Raw genomic sequence first — 17,683 nt, forward strand, 5'->3', positions numbered from 1 at the left:
CCACACTTTCCTCATGGCATAAGGACATCTGGGCCATCTTGCCCTCAGTTCCGGTTGGAACAGGTCGAAAATTGGGCCCAAAAAGTGGTGTAGAACCTCGCCATCACTGCGTTTGACGATCCTTAGAATCCCGACTACCCCTCGGTCAACCTTCCAACCCTAACCCTCCCCAAGGACATCCCGAACGTCCCGGTCGTCTCCGACGACGAAGGCGACCTACGTCCCGGACGACGTGAAAGTCCCGGTCGTCTCCGACGACGAGGACGGCCTACGTCCCGGACGACGTGAACGTCCCGGTCGTCTCCGACGACGAGGACGGCCTACGTCCCGGACGACGTGAAAGTCCCGGTCGTCTCCGACGACGAGGACGACCTACGTCCCGGACGACGTGAACATCCCGGTCGTCTCCGACGACGAGGACGACCGCGTCATCACCGTGAACGAATCGTAGACTTCGCCCCCCAATACATGGATGCACGACTTGCGGGTCGGCACCCGCCGCCTCCGGGCGGTGCTCCTGAGGGATCTCCAGGAGGGACGCGGTGTCAATGGCGGGGGCACCCGGCCTCGATGAGTTCGCTCGTCGGCGCCGGGTGCCCTTTCCCTTCTGGGGAGATGAGGTGCATCGGTCAGCCAGAAACCCCCTATTAGAAGGTGTGATCGGCACGGCGGGACGCCGGTGTGCCCCCAGATGCAGACGGGCAAAACGACGAGGTTAGGTCCCGGGCCGTTTCGCTTCTCATCGATCACCCGCCCGACAAGTCATGCAGGGCGGCCTCCACCACCAGACGATCCGCCAGGACCTGGATGTTGCCGGGGTTCCAAGCCGAGCCCCTAGACAGGTGACCTTCAGTGGTGAGGATCGCAGCGATGCGGCGCCCACCCAGCCCCTGTCGTCGAAGATCAAGGATCCGGAGCAATGTCGGGTGCTCCCCTGGGTGGGGCTCAAGGTGGACCCCGTCTGCCATGAGCTGAAACCCGAAGGGGATGGACCCCACGCGCTCGCCCTTGGCCTTCTTCACTGCCAGGGCGGCCTTGGTCCTTGCCTGGATCATGCGGCGTTCAAGCCGCGCTGCTGCATCCATGACAGTGGCCGCCATCTCGGAGAACGGATCATCGCCGGAGATCCCCTCTACGAGGGCAAGGGTGGCGCCCCCTCCTCGAAGCTCGCGCTTGACCAGCTCGGAAACGTAGACATCGCGTGCGACCCGATCTGCCTTGTGAGCGACCAGGACGCCTGCCCGTAGATTTTTGATCGCCCACAGGGCGGCAAGCAGCCCTGGGCGATTCTCGAGTTCAGCACCACCGCTGACACCCATGTCCTCGTGCCAGGCGCCAATGGACATCCCTTTGCGATCCGCCCAGATTGTGATGGCGGCGCGTTGGGCGTCCATGCCCAGCGCCTGCTCGTCCGTGCTCACCCTCAAGTAGGCTACCGCGATGGACGGGTTAGTTTTTGGGCGTTTGGGGTGTGCCAACTGGGTCTCCGAGAGGTGGGGTGTTCTGGAACCGTTCGGTGCTAACACGCGGGTTACCCCTGAGTAGGGGGATGGGATGAGTGGATGCACCCCCCCCCCCTTCTACTTCTACTCCAAGGATTTTGAGCAGTTGGCGGCGAGTAGAGCGGGAGAAGCACCCTTGATCAAGGGATCGGCCTGGGCCCCAAAATAAGTTTCCCAACTGCTAGGTATCATCCTGCTGAAGACGGCTTATTCGACCAAAATCGGCGGCTGAACTTCACCCCATCTCCCGGTATCGCGGTGTCCTGCGGCCTTCGATACCACCCTCCTCACGGCACCGCAGGTCGTGCGGAGGGGCCCTACGCTCCAAGAATCTGACCATCGAGCACAGCTCGATCAGTCATCGTCTACCCCCTCATTTCGGAGACCTCCCGATGAACGTTCATAACGAGTCGCTGACCACCATCTCAGCGGATCCGACCCAACAACCTACTGCCTGTCTCGGCTCAGATCAGCCCCACGACCCACCGAGCGACTCCTGTGTGCGGGAGAAGTTCTACCTCGCCATCGGCCTGCTCCTCGACTGGGCCGGTCTGGAAGTCGCCCAGCACCTACTCCTCGAGAACGAGGTCCTCTCCATGGCCAAAGACATCCTCCTCTGCCCGGAGATGGCGATCCAGGATGGAGTGTTCCTGGAGATGGTTCATGACCGCAAGTGGTTCAGGCTCTCCCTGAACATGCCGGACACGTTCCTCTCTCTGGAGTTCGCTGATCACTCCGGACCCTGTGGGCAGTTCTACTGCCAGATCAACGACGAGACCCCCCTGAGTGCGGGTATGGCCACCTTCGCCCTCTACCATCTTCAGGCCATCTTTGCCAAACCGGCAGAGATTGGCACGAGGATCGTTCTCGACTGCGAGATCGACTTCGCCTAATCACGAACCCTGAAGGCTCAGCTTGGTAGTGACTCTATGCCATGGGGTCACTACCTTGTTGTGCGGGTCCGCTTGGGCTTCATTCGTGATTTAAGGATCAGCTCCCGAGGAAATCCTTGGGACCTCCGCCCATCACTTCAAGCCAACCTGATGGGCAAGGCTTCAGCAGAGCTTGGAGGTCCGCCATTGGGGTTCCCGTGTCCAGCCACGTGGCCCACTCCGTCGGGGCCAACAGCGCGGGCATCCGGTGGTGGGGCAACTCGGCGATCAGCTCGTTTGGCTCCGTGGTGATCACGGTCGCAGTGTCGTAGCCGATCCCCGTCTCCGGGTCTGTCCATGGCCCCCAGAGACCAGCGAAGACGAACAAGTCCCCCGTGGCCGGGAGGATCGTGCACGGCGTGCCCTTCTTGGCGCCGCCGACCTTCGGCCACTCGAACCAGGCGTTGACGGCGATCAGGCATCGCTGGCCCTTGAACGGCTTCGAGTAGAGCCTGCCGGTCGCGATCTTGTCAGCGCGAGCATTGAAGGTGAAGTATTCGGAGATGAAGGCCCGGCTGGGAGCGTTCGGGGGGAGGAAGCCCCAGAGGTAACTCGCCGCCACGCGGACGCCGTCCACAAGGCGGACGCCGGGGATGGCATCGGTCGGGGAGAGGTTCGGGTTCGGCACAGCCCAGTCCTTGGTGGTCCCGGCGGCGCCGAGGCGCTCCAGCACCAAGCCCTCGATGCCCTTCTTCACCCCCACGCGACCGCACACATGTCCTCCACCTAAAGCTGCCGACCATGATGCGCCAGGGTGGGAACGCCCGGGCAAAACTGCCTTGGACACACCAACTCCCACCGCCTCAACGCCGGTTCTCGATCAAGAACCGAGTCTGGCACATTCGTTTTTATTTCGCTATATTGGGACCCCGCCGATGGGGTGGGTGGGGTTGGTTCGATGCTGGCTGTGTGGGTTCCGGAGTTGCCTTTCCAGCTTGCGCGGCAGCGCGAGGCAGAGCTGATCGGGCGTCCCTTGGGGTTCCGGAACCCGGAGCAGGGCCGAACTCCGAGGCTGTGGATGGTGGACCGTATTGCCAGGAAGGCCGGGCTGGAGCCGGGCATCCCCGTGGACATCGCCCTCCACCAGGACCCCGGGCTCGTCGTGCTCGACCCCATGCCCTCAACCTGGATGGATGCCCGCGCCTGCCTGGGTCGTCACCTCCTGGCCTACAGCCCCCTGGGCCGTCTGGGACGCTTCGGTGAGGGCTTCGTGGATCTTCGTGGGACCGAACGCCTGCACGGTCCCGTGCTCGACGCGGCAGAACGGCTCCGCACGGATCTCCTTACGGCAGTGGGCTGGAGTGCCCACGGCGGCCTAAGTCAGAGCTTCTCTGCTTCCCGGTTAGCGGCAAAGGCGGAGGACCGGGTGCGGATGATCGAGGCGGGCCAAGAGGCCCCGTTCCTCGCCCCCTTTCCGCTCGGGGCGCTGTCGGCCCTGGAGGCACGGTCGCGAGATCGACTCCAGCACTTTGGCCTGCACCGCGTCGCGCAGGTCCAACCCATGGAGGTCCACGCCCTCGGGCGGATCATCCCGGTGCCCGAGGCGTTCCAGGTGCTTCGTCAGGCACGTGGGGAGGACCAAGACCGGCTCCCGCCGTTGGAGGTCCTCCAGGCGTCCGAGTCCCTGCGGAAGATCATCATGCCCCCCGCGCACAAGCACGACCTCGGGCTCGCCTCGTGGGTGTGGGAGGCGGCGTGGGCGTGGCGCTTGGATGGCCGCTTCATCCACCGCCTCCGCCTGTCCTGGTGGGATGTCGATGATCTCCACCACGTGCTGCCCTTCAGCCTCAACGGCGAGGACCTCTGGGCGTGCTGCCGAGACCTCGAACTCCAGTTCATGGCCGAGGCGACCCGGCGGGTGCTCATCCAGCGCCTGGAGCTGGAGGCGTGGTTGGGGCCCACACCCGGCGCCCCCCTCCTCCTCGCCGAAGAGCACGTCCAGAAGAGGCTGGCGCTAGAAGCTACTGCCCTTCGACTCCATCGTCGCTTCGGCCAGCAGGCCCTCCGGCAGGGGGCGTAGACCATGGCCCTGGCCCTCGGTATCTCCGCCTACAGCCTCATGGAGGGGGTCTACCTGCCCGAGGACTTGGGAAAGCTGGCGCTCCGCCTCGGCTACACCGACCTCGTCCTGGTGGACCGGGGGCTTCACGGCCTTCCCCGGATGCGCGAGGCCGCCGACAAGCTCGGCCTCCGGCTCCACGTCGGCTGCCGCCTGCCGCTGGGCGATGGTGAGGTCTACGTTCTCCCACTGGACGCCGAGGGCTACACCGGGATGAACAAGGCCCTGACGGACAAGGCCCACGGGCGGTCCTGGGTGTGGCCTGGGAGCTGCGTGCTCCTGGCTGACAGGTGGGGCGTCGCGTTGCAGCTCCGGGATGAAGCCCCGGACACCGGACTGGTCGCCATCCTCATCGGGGCCGGTGGCTGGCAGGTCGCCCAGCGGGCCCGCGCCGAGGGCATCGCCGTGGCGGGCCCCCAGGTGCTGCGGTTCCTGAAGTCGGAGGGGTTGGCTATCCACAAGGTGAAGCGGGCGATCGCGATGAACGCGATGCTCCAGGACTTGAAGCCGAAGGACTACTGGGAACCGCGCCTGGGCGCCAAGACCTGCTCCGCGTGGGAGCAGGGGTTGTCGGAGGAGGTGAACGAAGGCACGCGGCGCCTCGAAGCTCAGCTCGGGGGGTGGACGTTGCCGTGGGGGACGTGGGTGCTGCCGAACCCGCCGCACCTCCGCCCCGGGGAGGACCTCGCAGAGCGGCTATGGGTCGAGGCACGGGAAGGGATTCGTCGTCGCTACGGCGCCGTATCCGACCCGAAGGTCCATCGCCGCCTGGAGAAGGAGATGGACCTGATCCTTCGGAAGGGCTACGGGGGCTACTTCCTGGTCATGCAGGCCATCACGCGGAACGCCTCTCGGACGTGCGGGCGGGGGAGCGGCGCGGCGTCTCTCCTCAGCTACCTGCTGGGGATCACGAACGTCGATCCCGTGGGCGCCAACCTGATGTTCGAGCGGTTCTTGAACGAGGACAGGGAGGACCCGCCCGACCTCGACGTGGATTTTGCATGGGACGAGCGAGACGACGTGCTCAAGTGGGTGTTCGAGACGTTCGGGCGCGAGCACGTGGCCATGGTCGCGAACCACAACATGTTCCAGCCCCGGGCCGCCATCCGCGAGGTCGCCAAGCTCCACTGCCGACCCGAGAGCGAGATCGCCAGGATGTCGAAGCGTCTGCGGACGTGGGGCTGGGAGGACGAAGCCGGGTTGTCTGTGAAGCTCGGGAGGACGACCCGCACCGACGCCCCGATGCCCGAGCCCTGGCCGGACATCATCCAGATGGCCACCCGGCTCGTCGGCCAGCCTCACCTCTTGTCCGTCCACCCCGGCGGCACGGTCATCACACCCGGCCCCCTGTGGGAGCACGCCCCCAGCCAGCCCGCCCCGGCGAAGGATGGCGTGTCCATCCTCCAGTGGGAGAAGGACGGTGTGGAGTCCTACGGGCTCGTGAAGCTCGACCTGCTCGGCAACCGGTCCCTCGCGGTCGTCCGTGACGGCCTGGCCGTCCTGGAGGCACGAGGAGAGGCCCCAGAACGCCGCACGTGGTTCCCCGAACAGGACGAGGTCACCCAGGACCTCATGGCCCGGGGGGACACCATCGGCGTCTTCTACGTGGAGAGCCCGGCCAGTCGCATCCTTCAACAGCGAGTAGGAAGAGGCGACTACGAGCACCTGACCATCCACAGCTCCCTTATTAGGCCCGCCGCGAACCGCTGGGTGGACGCCTACGTCTCCCGCACCAAGGGCGAGCCATACGAACCCATCCACGCATCCCTGGACGACCTCCTGAGCGAGAGCTACGGCGTCCTCGTCTATCAGGAGGACGTGATGCGGGTGGCCCAGGGGATGGCGGGCTTCACCTACAAGCAGGCCGACAAGCTGCGGAAGGCCCTGGGGAAGAAGGACCACGCCGCCCGGGTCCCCGACTACAAGGCCGCGTTCATGGACGGCTGCCGGGCCAACGGGATCCCCGAGAAGGGGGCCGAGGAGGTCTGGTCGATGATTGAGACCTTCACGGGCTACTCGTTCTGCAAGCCCCACTCCGCCAGCTACGCCCGGGTGAGCTACGAGAGCGGCTGGATCAAAGCTCATCACCCCGCGCCGTTCTACGCCGCCGTCATCAACAACCAGGGCGGGTTCTACCCGGCCATTGCCTACCTGGGAGACGCCCGGCGCCACGGCGTGAAGGTCCTGGGCCCGGACGTGAACGAGAGCGATGCTGGGTATGCCCCGGATGGTGACCACGTCCTCCGCGTCGGGCTCAGCTTCATCAAAGCTCTGCCCAAGGCGGACCTGGAGAGGCTGCTGGCCGCTCGGGGGGAGGGCGGTGCCTACCAGGACCCCCAGGACCTCCAGGTCCGGGCGAAGACCTCCGCGAAGGCCATGGAGCTGTTGGCCAGAGCGGGTGCTTTCGACCGCTGGGCGCCTGACGGAGATCGGACCCGGCTTCTCTGGGACAGCGTGGGTGGCCTCCCCAAGGGCGTGGCCCCGAGGCCCACCGGTCTCGTGCAGAGGGCCAACCAGGAGATGGAACTGCTGGGGATCACCCTGGAGCTACACCCGGCGGCGCTCACCCGGGGACTCCGTCCCGGGGAGGACTACCCCCACCGTGCCGGGCAGGTGGCCCACCGTGTCGGGCACGAGAGCCGGTTCTGGGCCCTGGTGGTGGCGGAGAAGCTCGTGCTCACCAAGGACGACCTCCCGATGCAGTTCGTGACCCTGGAGGACGAGAGCGGCCTTGTGGAGGCCGTGGTTTTCCCCGATGCCTTTCGCCGCCGGGGCCAGGGGTTCACCGTCGGCGAGGTGGTCCCAGCCCGGGGCGTGGCGGATCTTCAGGATGGAGTAGTGATCCTTAAGTGGCTGTAGATGAGACCGTTCCGCTTTCTTATCGGAGTGTCGTGACGACTAGGGTGATTGTGATCCCGTATATGAATAATCCCCACGGGAGGGATTCCAGTCCCCCTTGGCATTGAAATTGTTAGGATCACTGATCCGTGTCGGTGAGCTTGGCGAGGAGTAGTAGGACGTGAACCAACAGGTGATACGAGACCTTGTGCGCTTTGCCCTTGCGGCAGCCGCACGACAGGATCATCGGGTTGACCTCGGTCCAATCCACCTTCTGAAGCTGCTCTTCTTGGCGGACTGGGCCTTTGCTCAAGGGAACAGCGGGAAGACCTACACGGGTATTCCCTGGAGGTTTCACAACTTCGGTCCCTATTGTTATGAAGCCGTGGCGGAGGTGGAAGATACGGTTCATGCATCCGGCGTAGAAGACCGGTCATTCCTTGGGTCCAAATCTGGTAGGGAGGTTAAGCGTTGGAGCTTCGAGAGAACCGCTTCAACGGACGAGCTTTACTACGACCTGGACCGAAGGCTTCCTTTGGTTGTTTCGAGGGCAATACTGCAAACAATTCGAACCCAAGGCAGTGCCACATACCCAATCCTCCATGAGGTCTATAGCAGCCTTCCGATGCGATGCACGGCCCCTGGAGAACTCATCAACTTCGATGCCGCCATTGCGGAACTACTCGCCACACCGGAGCCCAGCGGTCCGGAAGAGGAGAGCCCCGATACACGCCCAGTCGTTCTCAGTCCAATAGACCCAGACGCCAGCACGACCCAACGCAAAAAGCGGGCAAGGGAATTTGCGCTGCTTCAACAGCGGATGAGCGAAGCATTGTCCCGTGCTGATGATTCGGGGGATCTCCTCTACATAGAACCCCTTGAAGATGAAGTGTTCGAGCAAGGAGTCTCCTGGTTAGAACCTCAGCAGGAAGCTCTACAACCGTTCACCGCGCACCTCCAGATCCACCCGAGTGTCTGGCACTCAAGGACCCGGAGGTCCATCTCATGATCCCCGCCTCCCACGAATACCCACTCGATGCCATCCAGGCCTACTTCACGAACGAGACGGAACAATGGTGGGTGAAGAAGCCTGCTAGTGCAGTTGCGACGCCTGAGCGGTGGGATCTGCTGGTGTCCCTAGTCCCACATCTGGGCGATGTGCCCCATCGAGCCCATCTGACGAGGATTGAGCCGGAGAACCACGTGGACCTCCATGCTGAGGTTACGGCGTTCCACATAGACCGACACAAGCCCGCCCCGGAGACGGACCTTCCAGCTGCGGCCTTCCCAGATGGTGCCTTCATCTACGGTGGGAAGGTTCGGCCTGTTCTGGTAGTCAGTCACGTCCACCCAAGTCCAAGCAGAGCGATCCGGGGTAGCGCAAGGACGGTTACCAAGCCCTCCTTCCTTGTCGCTCCCTATTACGGAGCTGAGCCAGACGGCACCAGGGCAGGTTTCCCGCATGAGTTTGTGGCCAGGATTAGGCAGGCTCAATACTCTCAGTTCTTTTGGGACCACCTACCGACAGGGCTTCCACACATGAAGCGCACTGACTGCTCAAGCATCCTCAGACTTGATCAAGTGTTCCCAATCTACAGGAAGCGCGAGGATGATGTCGCGGCCTGGGCCACCACCGGCTGGACCATGGCCCCGAAGGCTCGGAAGGTGCTTGAGGAGTGGATCCGATGGGGATTCCAAGGTGGGGTCAAGGCGGGGGGAGCGATTGACACTTTCCGGACAATCCTCCGGGAAGTAGAAGGCGAACAACCTGCCTAGGTAGTGTCATCACGGGAATCTGTGCGGGCAAATCTTCGGGACCGTCACGCGAGAGGCCAACGGCGCGGTCCTTCCCAGGACGAGAAGCAAGAACGGCGACCCGTCACGTCGCGCCGCTCTACAGGTCCCTGAGGCCAAGACACTATTTGGAACGTCGTCGAAATAACTTGGCCTTGGCCTTTGTCTTCGGTTTGTCGGTCAAAGCGTCCTTCCTGGGCATCCGGGCCGCCTTGACGCCGACCGGCGGTTCGGAAGAAGCGGACTTGGACAAAGTGGGGGCTTTGGCCGGACCACTCCTTCTCGCCTGCCTTGCGACGGTTGCCCGGGATCGAGATTTAGTTGCCCCCTCCTTTTTGTGGTTCACCAGAAGGTCTTCCGAGGGGTCATACCCCACCTCCCGAACATCGATCCCCATTACCTGAAGCAGGTGGGCGGCAATCTTCTCAGCCGTCGGGAGCATGGCCTCACAGGATCGTCGGATGTAAGCCTGCTTGATGGCGGATCCCTTGTGGTTCTGGAGGGCGTCGATCACCGGCTCAGGTTCACCTAGGTCCGCACCTATGGAAGACCACGTCTTCCGCAGGGTGTGGGGCGAGATGCTTCCCCCGGTGATCCCCGCATGTGAGACAACGTCGTCCAAGGCATGGCGGAGACCGGAAGTGGTCAGAGGCAGAGTCATTTTCCGCACCAGGGACGCCGCCGACTTCGGCATCACGATGGCCCTGGCCTTCTTCACACCTTGAACCCCCTTCGGGATGACTACGATCTGACCCTCGATCCAGGTCGGATCCCACACCTTGAGAACCCCAGACCTCGACCCAGTGAGGAGGAGCCAGAGGGCGGCGAGCTTGTGCTTGGCCCGGCTATTTAGGAACCCCTTCCCGAGGGCAACCAGTTCCCTCTTGGTGAGGACCCGCTCGTCGGGGTGAACTTCAGCCTTAGTTACAGCCTTCGTCCAGTTCACCGCTTGGACCATGTTTGGCCACCGTCCCACAGACCAGTTGTAGAGCTTCGAGAGTAGGGACCGGAGGTGATTGGCAGTCGTGAACTTCTTGTCCTGGAGGAGGGGTCGGACGACCTCCAATGCAGTTGCGGTCGTTACGGTGTCGATCGGCATTGACCCAAACCGGGGACGGATGTGAAGGCACCACAACTTCTCCATGCCGTCCAAGTAGGCTGTGGAGCGAAGAGGCACAAGATACTGGGCTTTGAACATCTCCCACGCCTCGTCGAGCGTCGGAGTGGTGTCCTTGGGCTTCACCTCCGCCAGCGGGGCGTTGGGGTCGATCCCCTGGTCCACGAGCTGGCGAAGACGGATGGCCTCGTCCTGGAGGGCCTTGAGAGTCCATCCGGCCGATAGCTTAGGCCCAAGATGGACCCAGATGGGGCGATCGAGGGTGCCTCGCCAATACCACTGGTGGTCACCAGATGGGTAAAGCCGAAGGTAGATCCCCAGACGGCCCACCAGGGCGTGGGCCTCCGGCTGTTCAGGGGTTTTGAGCTTTTCGAGCTGGGAGTAGGACTTGGCCAACGGGGCCTCCACGCCCTACCCTAACGAGTTTTTCAGCTACATTTCCAGCTACATTTCATTCCGCTCTAGCTACTGGGGATCGTCGAGTTCCCGTTTAGTATCTCATCAGTGAAGGCCCGAAATTACTAGAGAAGTGGCACTAGGTAGTGGTGATGATCGAGGTCGCGGAATGGCAGACGCCGCGGACTTAAAATCCGCTTCCGGCAACGGAGTACCAGTTCGAGTCTGGTCGGGCGCACCAAAGCTGGATGTTCATTCCCGGTTGGATGTTCACCCCGGCTCGGCCATCAGCTTCAGCAGGGGGATGAGGATCCCGTTGAACCGCTTCCAGCCGGAGAGGTCGCCGCGGACCAGCCGGTGGACCTTCACCCAGTCGCCCTCGGCGGCGGCCTTGGGCACTTCCTTGAGCATGAAGTCGTACGCCAGGATCCGGGCGGCCAGGGCCGGGACCAGTGCCTGTTCCGGGTCTTCCACCAGGTCGACGCCCACCAGCTTCCCGAACCTGGCGTATTCGGCCCGGCCCAGTACGGGGATGAAGCCCCGGCCGCAGAACCGGGCGCCGTCGCCGGGCTCCGTGTTGCCCAGGGCGCGCTTGAACTCGTACATGCGGCGGAAATAGGCCTCGCTGCCCTGTTCCCGCTCCGGGGCGAACAGATAGCTTTCCGCTCCGATGGTGGCGATGGCGGCCACCTCCGTGGCGGCATCCTGGATCTTGAGGGCGGCCAGGGCCTCCACCACCAGGGGCCAGTTCTTCTCCACGTTCGCCAGGGGCGCGTGGAGGGTCGTCGCGATGACGTCCGCCGTGAAAGGCATGGTGGGCTCCCGGAGGAAAGCGGCTAGGCGGGCAATCTACCACAGCGGCGATAATCTCGTGCATGGACATCCACCGATTGCACACCGGCGAAGCCGAAGCCCTCATCGCGGCGACGGGCGCCGAGCTCCACTCCCTGCGCCTGGGCGGGCACGACCTCCTCTGGGAAGCTGGCCCCCTCTGGCCCCGCCATGCCCCCCTGCTCTTCCCCATCGTGGGACGGGTCAAGGGCGACATCCTGCGGCATGGGGGGAAGGCGTTTCCCATCGCCCGCCACGGCTTCGCCCGGGACCGGGACTTCGCCCTCATCGAAGGCACGGCCACCACCTGCACCGCCGAGCTGCGGGACGATGAAGCCACCCGCGCCGCCTATCCGTTCCCTTTCCTCCTGCGGGTGGCCTACACGCTGACCGCCACCTCGCTGCGCATGGACCTGGCCCTCCGCAATCCCGGAGAGGCACCCCTACCCGCCAGCCTGGGCCTGCACCCGGCCTTCCGCTGGCCCCTGGCACCGGACCTTCCGAAGGCCGCGCACCGGCTGGTTTTCGAGGCCGATGAGCCCGGCGCCCTGCACCGCCTAGACGCCGACGGCCTGCTGGATCCCGCGCCATGCCCCACGCCGATCCAGGACCGGGTGCTGCCGCTGGGCGAGGGCCTGTTCCAGAAGGACGCGCTGATCTTCCTCGAACCCCGAAGCCGCAGGCTCCGCTTCGAGGCGGAGGGCGGCCCCGGCCTGGAGCTGCGCTGGGAGGGCTTCCCCCACCTCGGGATCTGGGCCAAGCCCGACCCCGGCCCCGCCTTCCTCTGCCTCGAGCCCTGGGAGGGCCACGCGGATCCCGCGGACTGGAATGGCGACTTCAGCGCCAAGCCCGGCAGCTTCCTGTTGGCCCCCGGCACCACCCGCCGCTGGAACCTCACCATCGTGCTGATAGCTGACAGCCGATAGCTGAGAGCTTCTACACCAGCTCCGCGCCTAGGAAGTGAGGGCTGGCCAGGGTGATCCTCGCCTGCACCAGCTCGCCGAAGGGCAGCTCGCGGCCGGGACCGGCGGCCAGGTGCACGGTCTTCCACTCGCCGCTGCGGGCCAGCCACCAGCCCTGCTCGGTGGGGCCGTGGGTCTCGATGCGAACGGGGATCTCGCGGCCCACGAAGCGCTGGTTGCTGGCCCGGGTCAGCTCGGTCTGGCGTTTCTGGAGGCGGGCCAGACGCTCGGACTTCACGGCCATGGACAGGTCGTCCTTGAGGCGCAGCGATGGTGTGCCGGGCCGGGGCGAGTAGATGAAGCTGAAGGAGGCATCGAAGGCCACCTGGTCCAGCACCCGCATGGTGTCCTCGAAGTCCTCGTCCGTCTCGCCGGGGAAGCCCACGATGAAGTCCGTGCTGAGGCAGATCCGTGACCGGGCCTCGCCCAGGTAGCCCAGGCGCTCCAGGTACTCGGCCACGGTGTATTCCCGCAGCATGCGGCGCAGCACCCGGTCGCTGCCGCTCTGCAGGGGCAGGTGCAGGAAGGGGGCGACCTTCGGATTGGTGGCAAGCACCCGCGCCAGCTCCTTCGTGAAATTCATGGGGTGGCTGGTGGTGAAGCGGATCCACTCCAGCCCCTCCACCTCGGAGACCCGCTCCAGCAGCTCCGCGAAGGTGCAGCCCCCGGCGTAGCTGTTCACGTTCTGGCCCAGCAGCTCCACCTCGCGGTAGCCGCGCTCGACCAGCCCCCGCACCTCGGCCACCACATCCCCGAAGGGGCGGTGGCGCTCGGCGCCGCGCGTGGTGGGCACGATGCAGTAGGTGCAGGCGTGGTTGCAGCCCTCGGTGATGGTCACCAGGGCCTTGGCCGTGTCGCGGCGCCGGGCCACGGAAGGCGGGAAGAGGTGGTTGTCCGGGTACTCGCCCGTGTCCATGACGCGGACCTTGCCGGCCCGGGCCTCAGCCACCAGGCGGGGCAGCTGCTTCAGCGCCATGGTGCCCAGCACGAAGTCGATGTGGGGGGCGCGCTTGAACAGGGCCGCCTGCTCCTGCTGGGCCAGGCAGCCGGTGACGCCCACCAGCAAGGGGCGCCGCTGCTTCTCCTCCCGCAGGCGGCCCAGCTCCGAATAGACCTTGTGGACGGCCTTCTCGCGGATGGAGCAGGTGTTCAGCAGCACCAGCTCCGCGTCCTCCGCCGCGTCCACCGCCTCGAAGCCCTCCGCCGACAGCAGCCCCGACAGCTTCTCGCCGTCGTGGTCGTTCATCTGGCAGCCCCAGGTTTCGATGTGGAACTTCATGAATGGCCTCGGTCCTGGCGCTGCTGGATGAAGGGGACCACCCCCCGAACGCATCGCGCACTGCGCGATGCTCCCGCTCCCCGGCTTCGCCGGATCGCGGAGGGGGCCCCGTTCTGGCAGCCCCAGGTTTCGATGTGGAATTTCATGCGCCCGTCCAAACCTTCGATTTTACGGGAAAGATGCCTGGACAGGATTAACAGGACTCAAGCAACAGCTCCTGAATCTTGTTAATCCCGGCTAATCCTATTCATCCTGTCCCGCTTTTCGGATCTCAGAACCGGTACCGGGCGCTCAGGGCGAGCTGGCGGCCGGGGAGCAGGTAGTACTGGCTATCGCCCAGCTCGCTCTCGGCGACGGGCTTGCGCCGGTCCGTGAGGTTGCGGCCGTCCAGGCGGAGCTCCCAGGCATTCTCCCGCCAGCCGAGGCTGGCGCCGTAGGTGGCGTAGCCGCCGGTGGGCGCGGTGTTGCGCTGGTTGAGGAAGGCGGCGCCGGTGTAGGCCATCTCCGCAGAGGCGGTGAAACCGCGGGCCGGGGCGTAGGAGATGCCCAGGCCGCCGAGGTGGTAGGGGGACATCTCCAGCCGCTTCCCCGCCAGCTGCGTGAGGGTGCCGTCGCCGAAATCCTTGGCGTAGTCCCGGAACCGGGCGTCGTGGTAGCTGTAGGCCAGGCGGGCCGCCAGGTCGCTGGTGAGGCGCCAGGAGGCCGACGCCTCCACGCCCTGGAAGCGCTCGGTCCCGGCGTTGGCGAGCACCGGCGACGCCGTCCCGGTGGCCGGATCGATCACGCTCTGGGACACCACCAGGTTCTCGAAGTCCATGAGGAAGAAGCTGACTTCCAGGGCCAGGCGGCGTCCCAGGAGGTCGGCCTTGGCGCCCAGGTCGTAGCTGGTGGCGGTCTCGGGTTTGAGGATCCGCGCGGCGCTGTCCAGGCCGAAATCGATGGCCGCGGGCTTGAACGTGCTGCGCAGGCCCGCGAACAGGTTCACGCGATCCTCCCCGGCCTGCCAGGCGGTCCAGGTGGCCCCCGCGCTGCCACCCAGCCGGGTGGTGGTGCGGGCATCCACGCCGGTGTCGAGGGTTCCGCTGGCGAAGTCCAGCGTGGCGGCCCGGCGCGTCTCCTCGGCCCGGGTGAGGCGCAGGCCCGCCTCCAGCGTCAAGCGCGGCGCGACCTGCCACTGGGCGAAGGCGTAGAGGCCCGTGAAGTCCCGCCGGTCGTCGATGCGGATGTCCGCCTGGCTGGGCGTGGCGGAGGCATCCGGCGCGCCGGAGCCGTCGAGGTCCACAAAGTAGTCGAAGTCCCCGCCGCGGCCCCGGCCCTGCCCATGCAGATGGTCCACGCCCGCCACCACCTTGAGGTCAGCTGCGGCCGTCCACGCGAGGTGGGTGTCGAGGTAGAGGTCCGTGAGGTCGATGCGCTCGCGGAAGCCATGCGCGTTGGGGACGGTGGTGCTCACATCCGTGAGGAAGCCACGGAAGGCATCCTGCCGCGCCCGGGAGGCCGAGAGCGTGGTGGACCAGAGCACGGCGGCATCCAGGGCCCGATCGTAGCCCAAGGTGAGGGTGACGCGCCGGTCGTTCAGGAAGGCCCCGCCGGGGTTGTGGTTGGCGTCCAGCGGCACTTGATCCGTCAGCGCGCGACCCACCCGGGGGAAGGGGCTCGCGGGCTGCTGGTCCACGGCCGTGCCCTCCAGGTCGAACCGGACCACGCCATCCAGGGCCTGCACGCGGTTCCGCCACAGAAGGTGGTTGCGCTTGAAGCCGGTGTGCGGATCTTCGAAGCCCTGTGTGTCGTGGTCCACCGCGAGGGTGCTGTCCGCCGCAGGGCCGACGGGAAGGCGCAGGTTGACGGCTCCCCCGAAGGTTCCGTGGTTTCCCGCGGACAGCCGGGCGGAACCCTTCGTATCCAGAGGCAGGCCGCGGATGACGTGGATGACGCCCACGAAGGAGGTGGCGCCGTACATCACCGGAGCGGCCCCCCGCTGGACTTCGATGCGCTCGACGCCCTCGAGGCTCAGGGTGGCGAGGGCCGGATTGAAGGCACCGCCCCAGGGCACGCCGTCCACCACGAGCAGGAAGGCGTCGAACTCCTTCAGGCCCCAGAACTCCGGCACGCTTCCGGCCGGACCGCTGTCGCCGCCGGGGGCGATGAACACCCCAGCCAGCAGCGCCAAGGCTCCGTGCAGATCCGTGGCGCCGCGGTCGGCAAGCTCCCGGGCGGTGAGCACGGTAATGGAAGCCGGCACCTTGGCCGGATCCTCGGGAAAGCGCGTGGCGGTGACCTCCACCACGGCCGCGGGTGGAACGGGAGACAGGGCTTGCAACATCAGGATTCCTTGTGAATGGGGGTTGAAGGATCGGACTGCGGCACGCGGACCCGGAGGGTTCCGTCCGAAGCCTCGACCGTCAGGTTCATGTGATCCGCCATGCCTCGAAGCCAGAGGCCGGCCAGGCTGCGTGGCGCCTCCGGGGGCCACTCGGCCTCCAGGGATGGCGGGAGCGGGGAGTCCGTGAACCAGCGCAGGACCCAGGCCCCGGGAACGGCTTCCGCCTCCAGACGCAGGGGACCGGGCGCGGCCCAGGGGAGGATCTGCCGGGTGAACGCCACGACCCAATCCTGGAGCAGGGGGGCGGGCCAGGATGCCTGCCCGGCGCCCGCGTCCACCAGCTGGACCGGGCAGCGGAAAAGGGCGCCGGCGGCCTCGAGCCGCTTCCCCAGCCCCGCCTCCCAATCCTTCCAGGGAATGGGCTCCGTGTAGGGGAGCCGCCCCAGGGCCACGGCCCGGGCCATGGCGATGAGGACTTTCCCATCTTCCAGGAGCGTCTCCAGCCGCGCGTGGTTCTGGGGATCGAAGGGGAGGGCCGGATCGCCCAGATCCGCCACACCCTGGAGGCCCGTCAGCAGATTGTTGAAATCATGCAGGGTCGCCCGCCAGAGTTCTTCAGGATCCATGCACCCTCCCGGCCACAAAAGCCTTGAATGACGTTACCTTGGGGGCCACCCTCTGTGCATCACCGGAAGACCGACGCCCCCAGGACTCCCTCATGCAGCAACCGATCAAGCGGCTTGGCGAACTGCTCGTGGAATCCGGGCTCATCACCCCGGCCCAGCTCCAGAGCGCCATCACCCACCAGAAGATCGCCAGGGGGCGCCTGGGCAGCAACCTCGTGGCTCTCGGCTACATCAGCGAGGAGGTCCTCATGGACTTCCTCAGCCAGCAGGCCGGCGTGCCCCAGATGGACGTGCGGAACCTCGCGGTGCCGCCCGAGGTGCTGAAGCTGGTCCCCCACCGGCTGGCGGACCAGTTCACCGTGCTCCCCGTGGCCACCCGGGAGCCGAAATCGCTGGTGCTGGCCATGTCCGATCCGTCGGACCTGAACGCCATGGACAGCGCCCGGTTCGCCTCCGGGCTGCACATCCAGCCCGTGGTGGCTTCGCACAGCGCGCTGCGCAAGGCCATCGGGGAGCTCTACCGGAATCTCGAAACACCCGCTCCCGGGGCCCCCGTCACGGTGGACGTGGGCGCCTCCCACGACGAGGACGAGGCCCTCCCGGTCACTTTCAGCCTCAGCCCGCTGCCCGTGCCCGCACCTGCGCCTGGCCCCGCGACGGAACACGCCTTCCCGCGGGACCCCTTCTTCGACGCCACCGGCGCTCCATCCTACGACACCACGGATCTCGATCCCTTCCGGTTCTTCGAGAAGGCGGATCCTCCGCCTGCGGCTCCCCCCGACCTCATCCCCGGCCGCACCCTCCGCGAGTCGGTGCCCACCCTCGAATCCTACGAAACCCGGGCCATCGTCCTGGGAATGATCCGCCTCTTCCAGCGGCGCGGCATCCTGGGCGAGGACGAGCTCCAGCGCCTGCTCGCCAACCTCGTGGAATCCGGCGAGATCAAGAACACGAAGAAGGACTGAGGTCACCCCGACCTCCCCGGCCGCCGGCCGCAGAGCAGGCTCCTGCGGAGCCGGCCCTC

14 protein-coding genes are annotated in these 17,683 nt (G+C 65.8%); 7 read left to right on the plus strand and 7 right to left on the minus strand.

Going from position 1 to position 17,683, the window contains the following annotated elements; translation table 11 throughout:
* Positions 1–746: 746 nt before the first annotated feature.
* Positions 747–1,478: a recombinase family protein gene (locus MLG87_RS05170; RefSeq protein WP_243294129.1), complete on the minus strand. Its 732-nt coding sequence runs from the start codon at positions 1,476–1,478 to the stop codon at positions 747–749.
* A gap of 416 nt (positions 1,479–1,894) precedes the next feature.
* Here MLG87_RS05170 and MLG87_RS05175 point away from each other — a divergent pair, with 416 nt between their 5' ends.
* Entirely contained in the window at positions 1,895–2,395 is a 501-nt protein-coding gene (locus MLG87_RS05175; protein ID WP_243294130.1) for a hypothetical protein, read from the plus strand.
* Positions 2,396–2,492: 97 nt separating this feature from the next.
* Here the strand turns inward: MLG87_RS05175 and MLG87_RS05180 are convergent, their stop codons facing one another.
* Complete coding sequence (locus MLG87_RS05180) at positions 2,493–3,149, minus strand: SOS response-associated peptidase (RefSeq protein WP_243294131.1); 657 nt, start codon at positions 3,147–3,149, stop codon at positions 2,493–2,495.
* Between the two features lie 183 nt (positions 3,150–3,332).
* Between MLG87_RS05180 and MLG87_RS05185 the strand changes: the two genes are divergently transcribed.
* The 4 genes from MLG87_RS05185 (at position 3,333) to MLG87_RS05200 (ending at position 9,107) form a co-directional block, all read left to right on the plus strand.
* Positions 3,333–4,454 carry a Y-family DNA polymerase gene (locus MLG87_RS05185; RefSeq protein ID WP_243294132.1) on the plus strand — a complete coding sequence of 374 codons (1,122 nt, stop codon included), beginning with the start codon at positions 3,333–3,335 and terminating at the stop codon, positions 4,452–4,454.
* Positions 4,455–4,457: 3 nt separating this feature from the next.
* Positions 4,458–7,352, plus strand: coding sequence for a helix-hairpin-helix domain-containing protein (locus tag MLG87_RS05190; protein ID WP_243294133.1), 2,895 nt, complete (start codon positions 4,458–4,460; stop codon positions 7,350–7,352).
* 160 nt (positions 7,353–7,512) lie between these two features.
* The gene (locus MLG87_RS05195) at positions 7,513–8,340 is read left to right on the plus strand and encodes a Panacea domain-containing protein (protein WP_243294134.1); all 828 of its coding nucleotides are present in this window, start codon (positions 7,513–7,515) and stop codon (positions 8,338–8,340) included.
* Positions 8,337–9,107, plus strand: a complete 771-nt coding sequence (locus MLG87_RS05200; RefSeq protein WP_243294135.1) for a hypothetical protein — start codon at positions 8,337–8,339, stop codon at positions 9,105–9,107. The genes MLG87_RS05195 and MLG87_RS05200 overlap by 4 nt, the downstream gene beginning before the upstream one ends.
* Positions 9,108–9,249: 142 nt before the next feature.
* Here the strand turns inward: MLG87_RS05200 and MLG87_RS05205 are convergent, their stop codons facing one another.
* Positions 9,250–10,638 carry a tyrosine-type recombinase/integrase gene (locus MLG87_RS05205; RefSeq protein ID WP_243294136.1) on the minus strand — a complete coding sequence of 463 codons (1,389 nt, stop codon included), beginning with the start codon at positions 10,636–10,638 and terminating at the stop codon, positions 9,250–9,252.
* Positions 10,639–10,908: 270 nt separating this feature from the next.
* Entirely contained in the window at positions 10,909–11,451 is a 543-nt protein-coding gene (locus MLG87_RS05210; RefSeq protein ID WP_243294137.1) for a hypothetical protein, read from the minus strand.
* 62 nt (positions 11,452–11,513) lie between these two features.
* Here MLG87_RS05210 and MLG87_RS05215 point away from each other — a divergent pair, with 62 nt between their 5' ends.
* Positions 11,514–12,395, plus strand: coding sequence for an aldose 1-epimerase family protein (locus MLG87_RS05215; RefSeq protein WP_243294138.1), 882 nt, complete (start codon positions 11,514–11,516; stop codon positions 12,393–12,395).
* Between the two features lie 10 nt (positions 12,396–12,405).
* Here MLG87_RS05215 and miaB read toward each other — a convergent pair whose 3' ends face one another.
* The 3 genes from miaB to MLG87_RS05230 form a co-directional block, all read right to left on the minus strand.
* Entirely contained in the window at positions 12,406–13,710 is a 1,305-nt protein-coding gene (gene miaB / locus MLG87_RS05220) for a tRNA (N6-isopentenyl adenosine(37)-C2)-methylthiotransferase MiaB (RefSeq protein WP_243294139.1), read from the minus strand.
* Between the two features lie 271 nt (positions 13,711–13,981).
* Positions 13,982–16,033, minus strand: a complete 2,052-nt coding sequence (locus MLG87_RS05225; protein WP_243294140.1) for a TonB-dependent receptor — start codon at positions 16,031–16,033, stop codon at positions 13,982–13,984.
* The gene (locus MLG87_RS05230; RefSeq protein ID WP_243294141.1) at positions 16,033–16,659 is read right to left on the minus strand and encodes a hypothetical protein; all 627 of its coding nucleotides are present in this window, start codon (positions 16,657–16,659) and stop codon (positions 16,033–16,035) included. Before MLG87_RS05230 ends, MLG87_RS05225 begins: the two co-directional genes overlap by 1 nt.
* 92 nt (positions 16,660–16,751) lie before the next feature.
* Here MLG87_RS05230 and MLG87_RS05235 point away from each other — a divergent pair, with 92 nt between their 5' ends.
* Entirely contained in the window at positions 16,752–17,624 is an 873-nt protein-coding gene (locus MLG87_RS05235; RefSeq protein ID WP_243294142.1) for a cyclic di-GMP-binding domain-containing protein, MshE-related, read from the plus strand.
* Positions 17,625–17,683: the final 59 nt, after the last annotated feature.

The organism is Geothrix mesophila (genome assembly GCF_022808835.1).
In the GTDB taxonomy this organism is placed as follows: Bacteria; Acidobacteriota; Holophagae; order Holophagales; family Holophagaceae; genus Geothrix; species Geothrix paludis.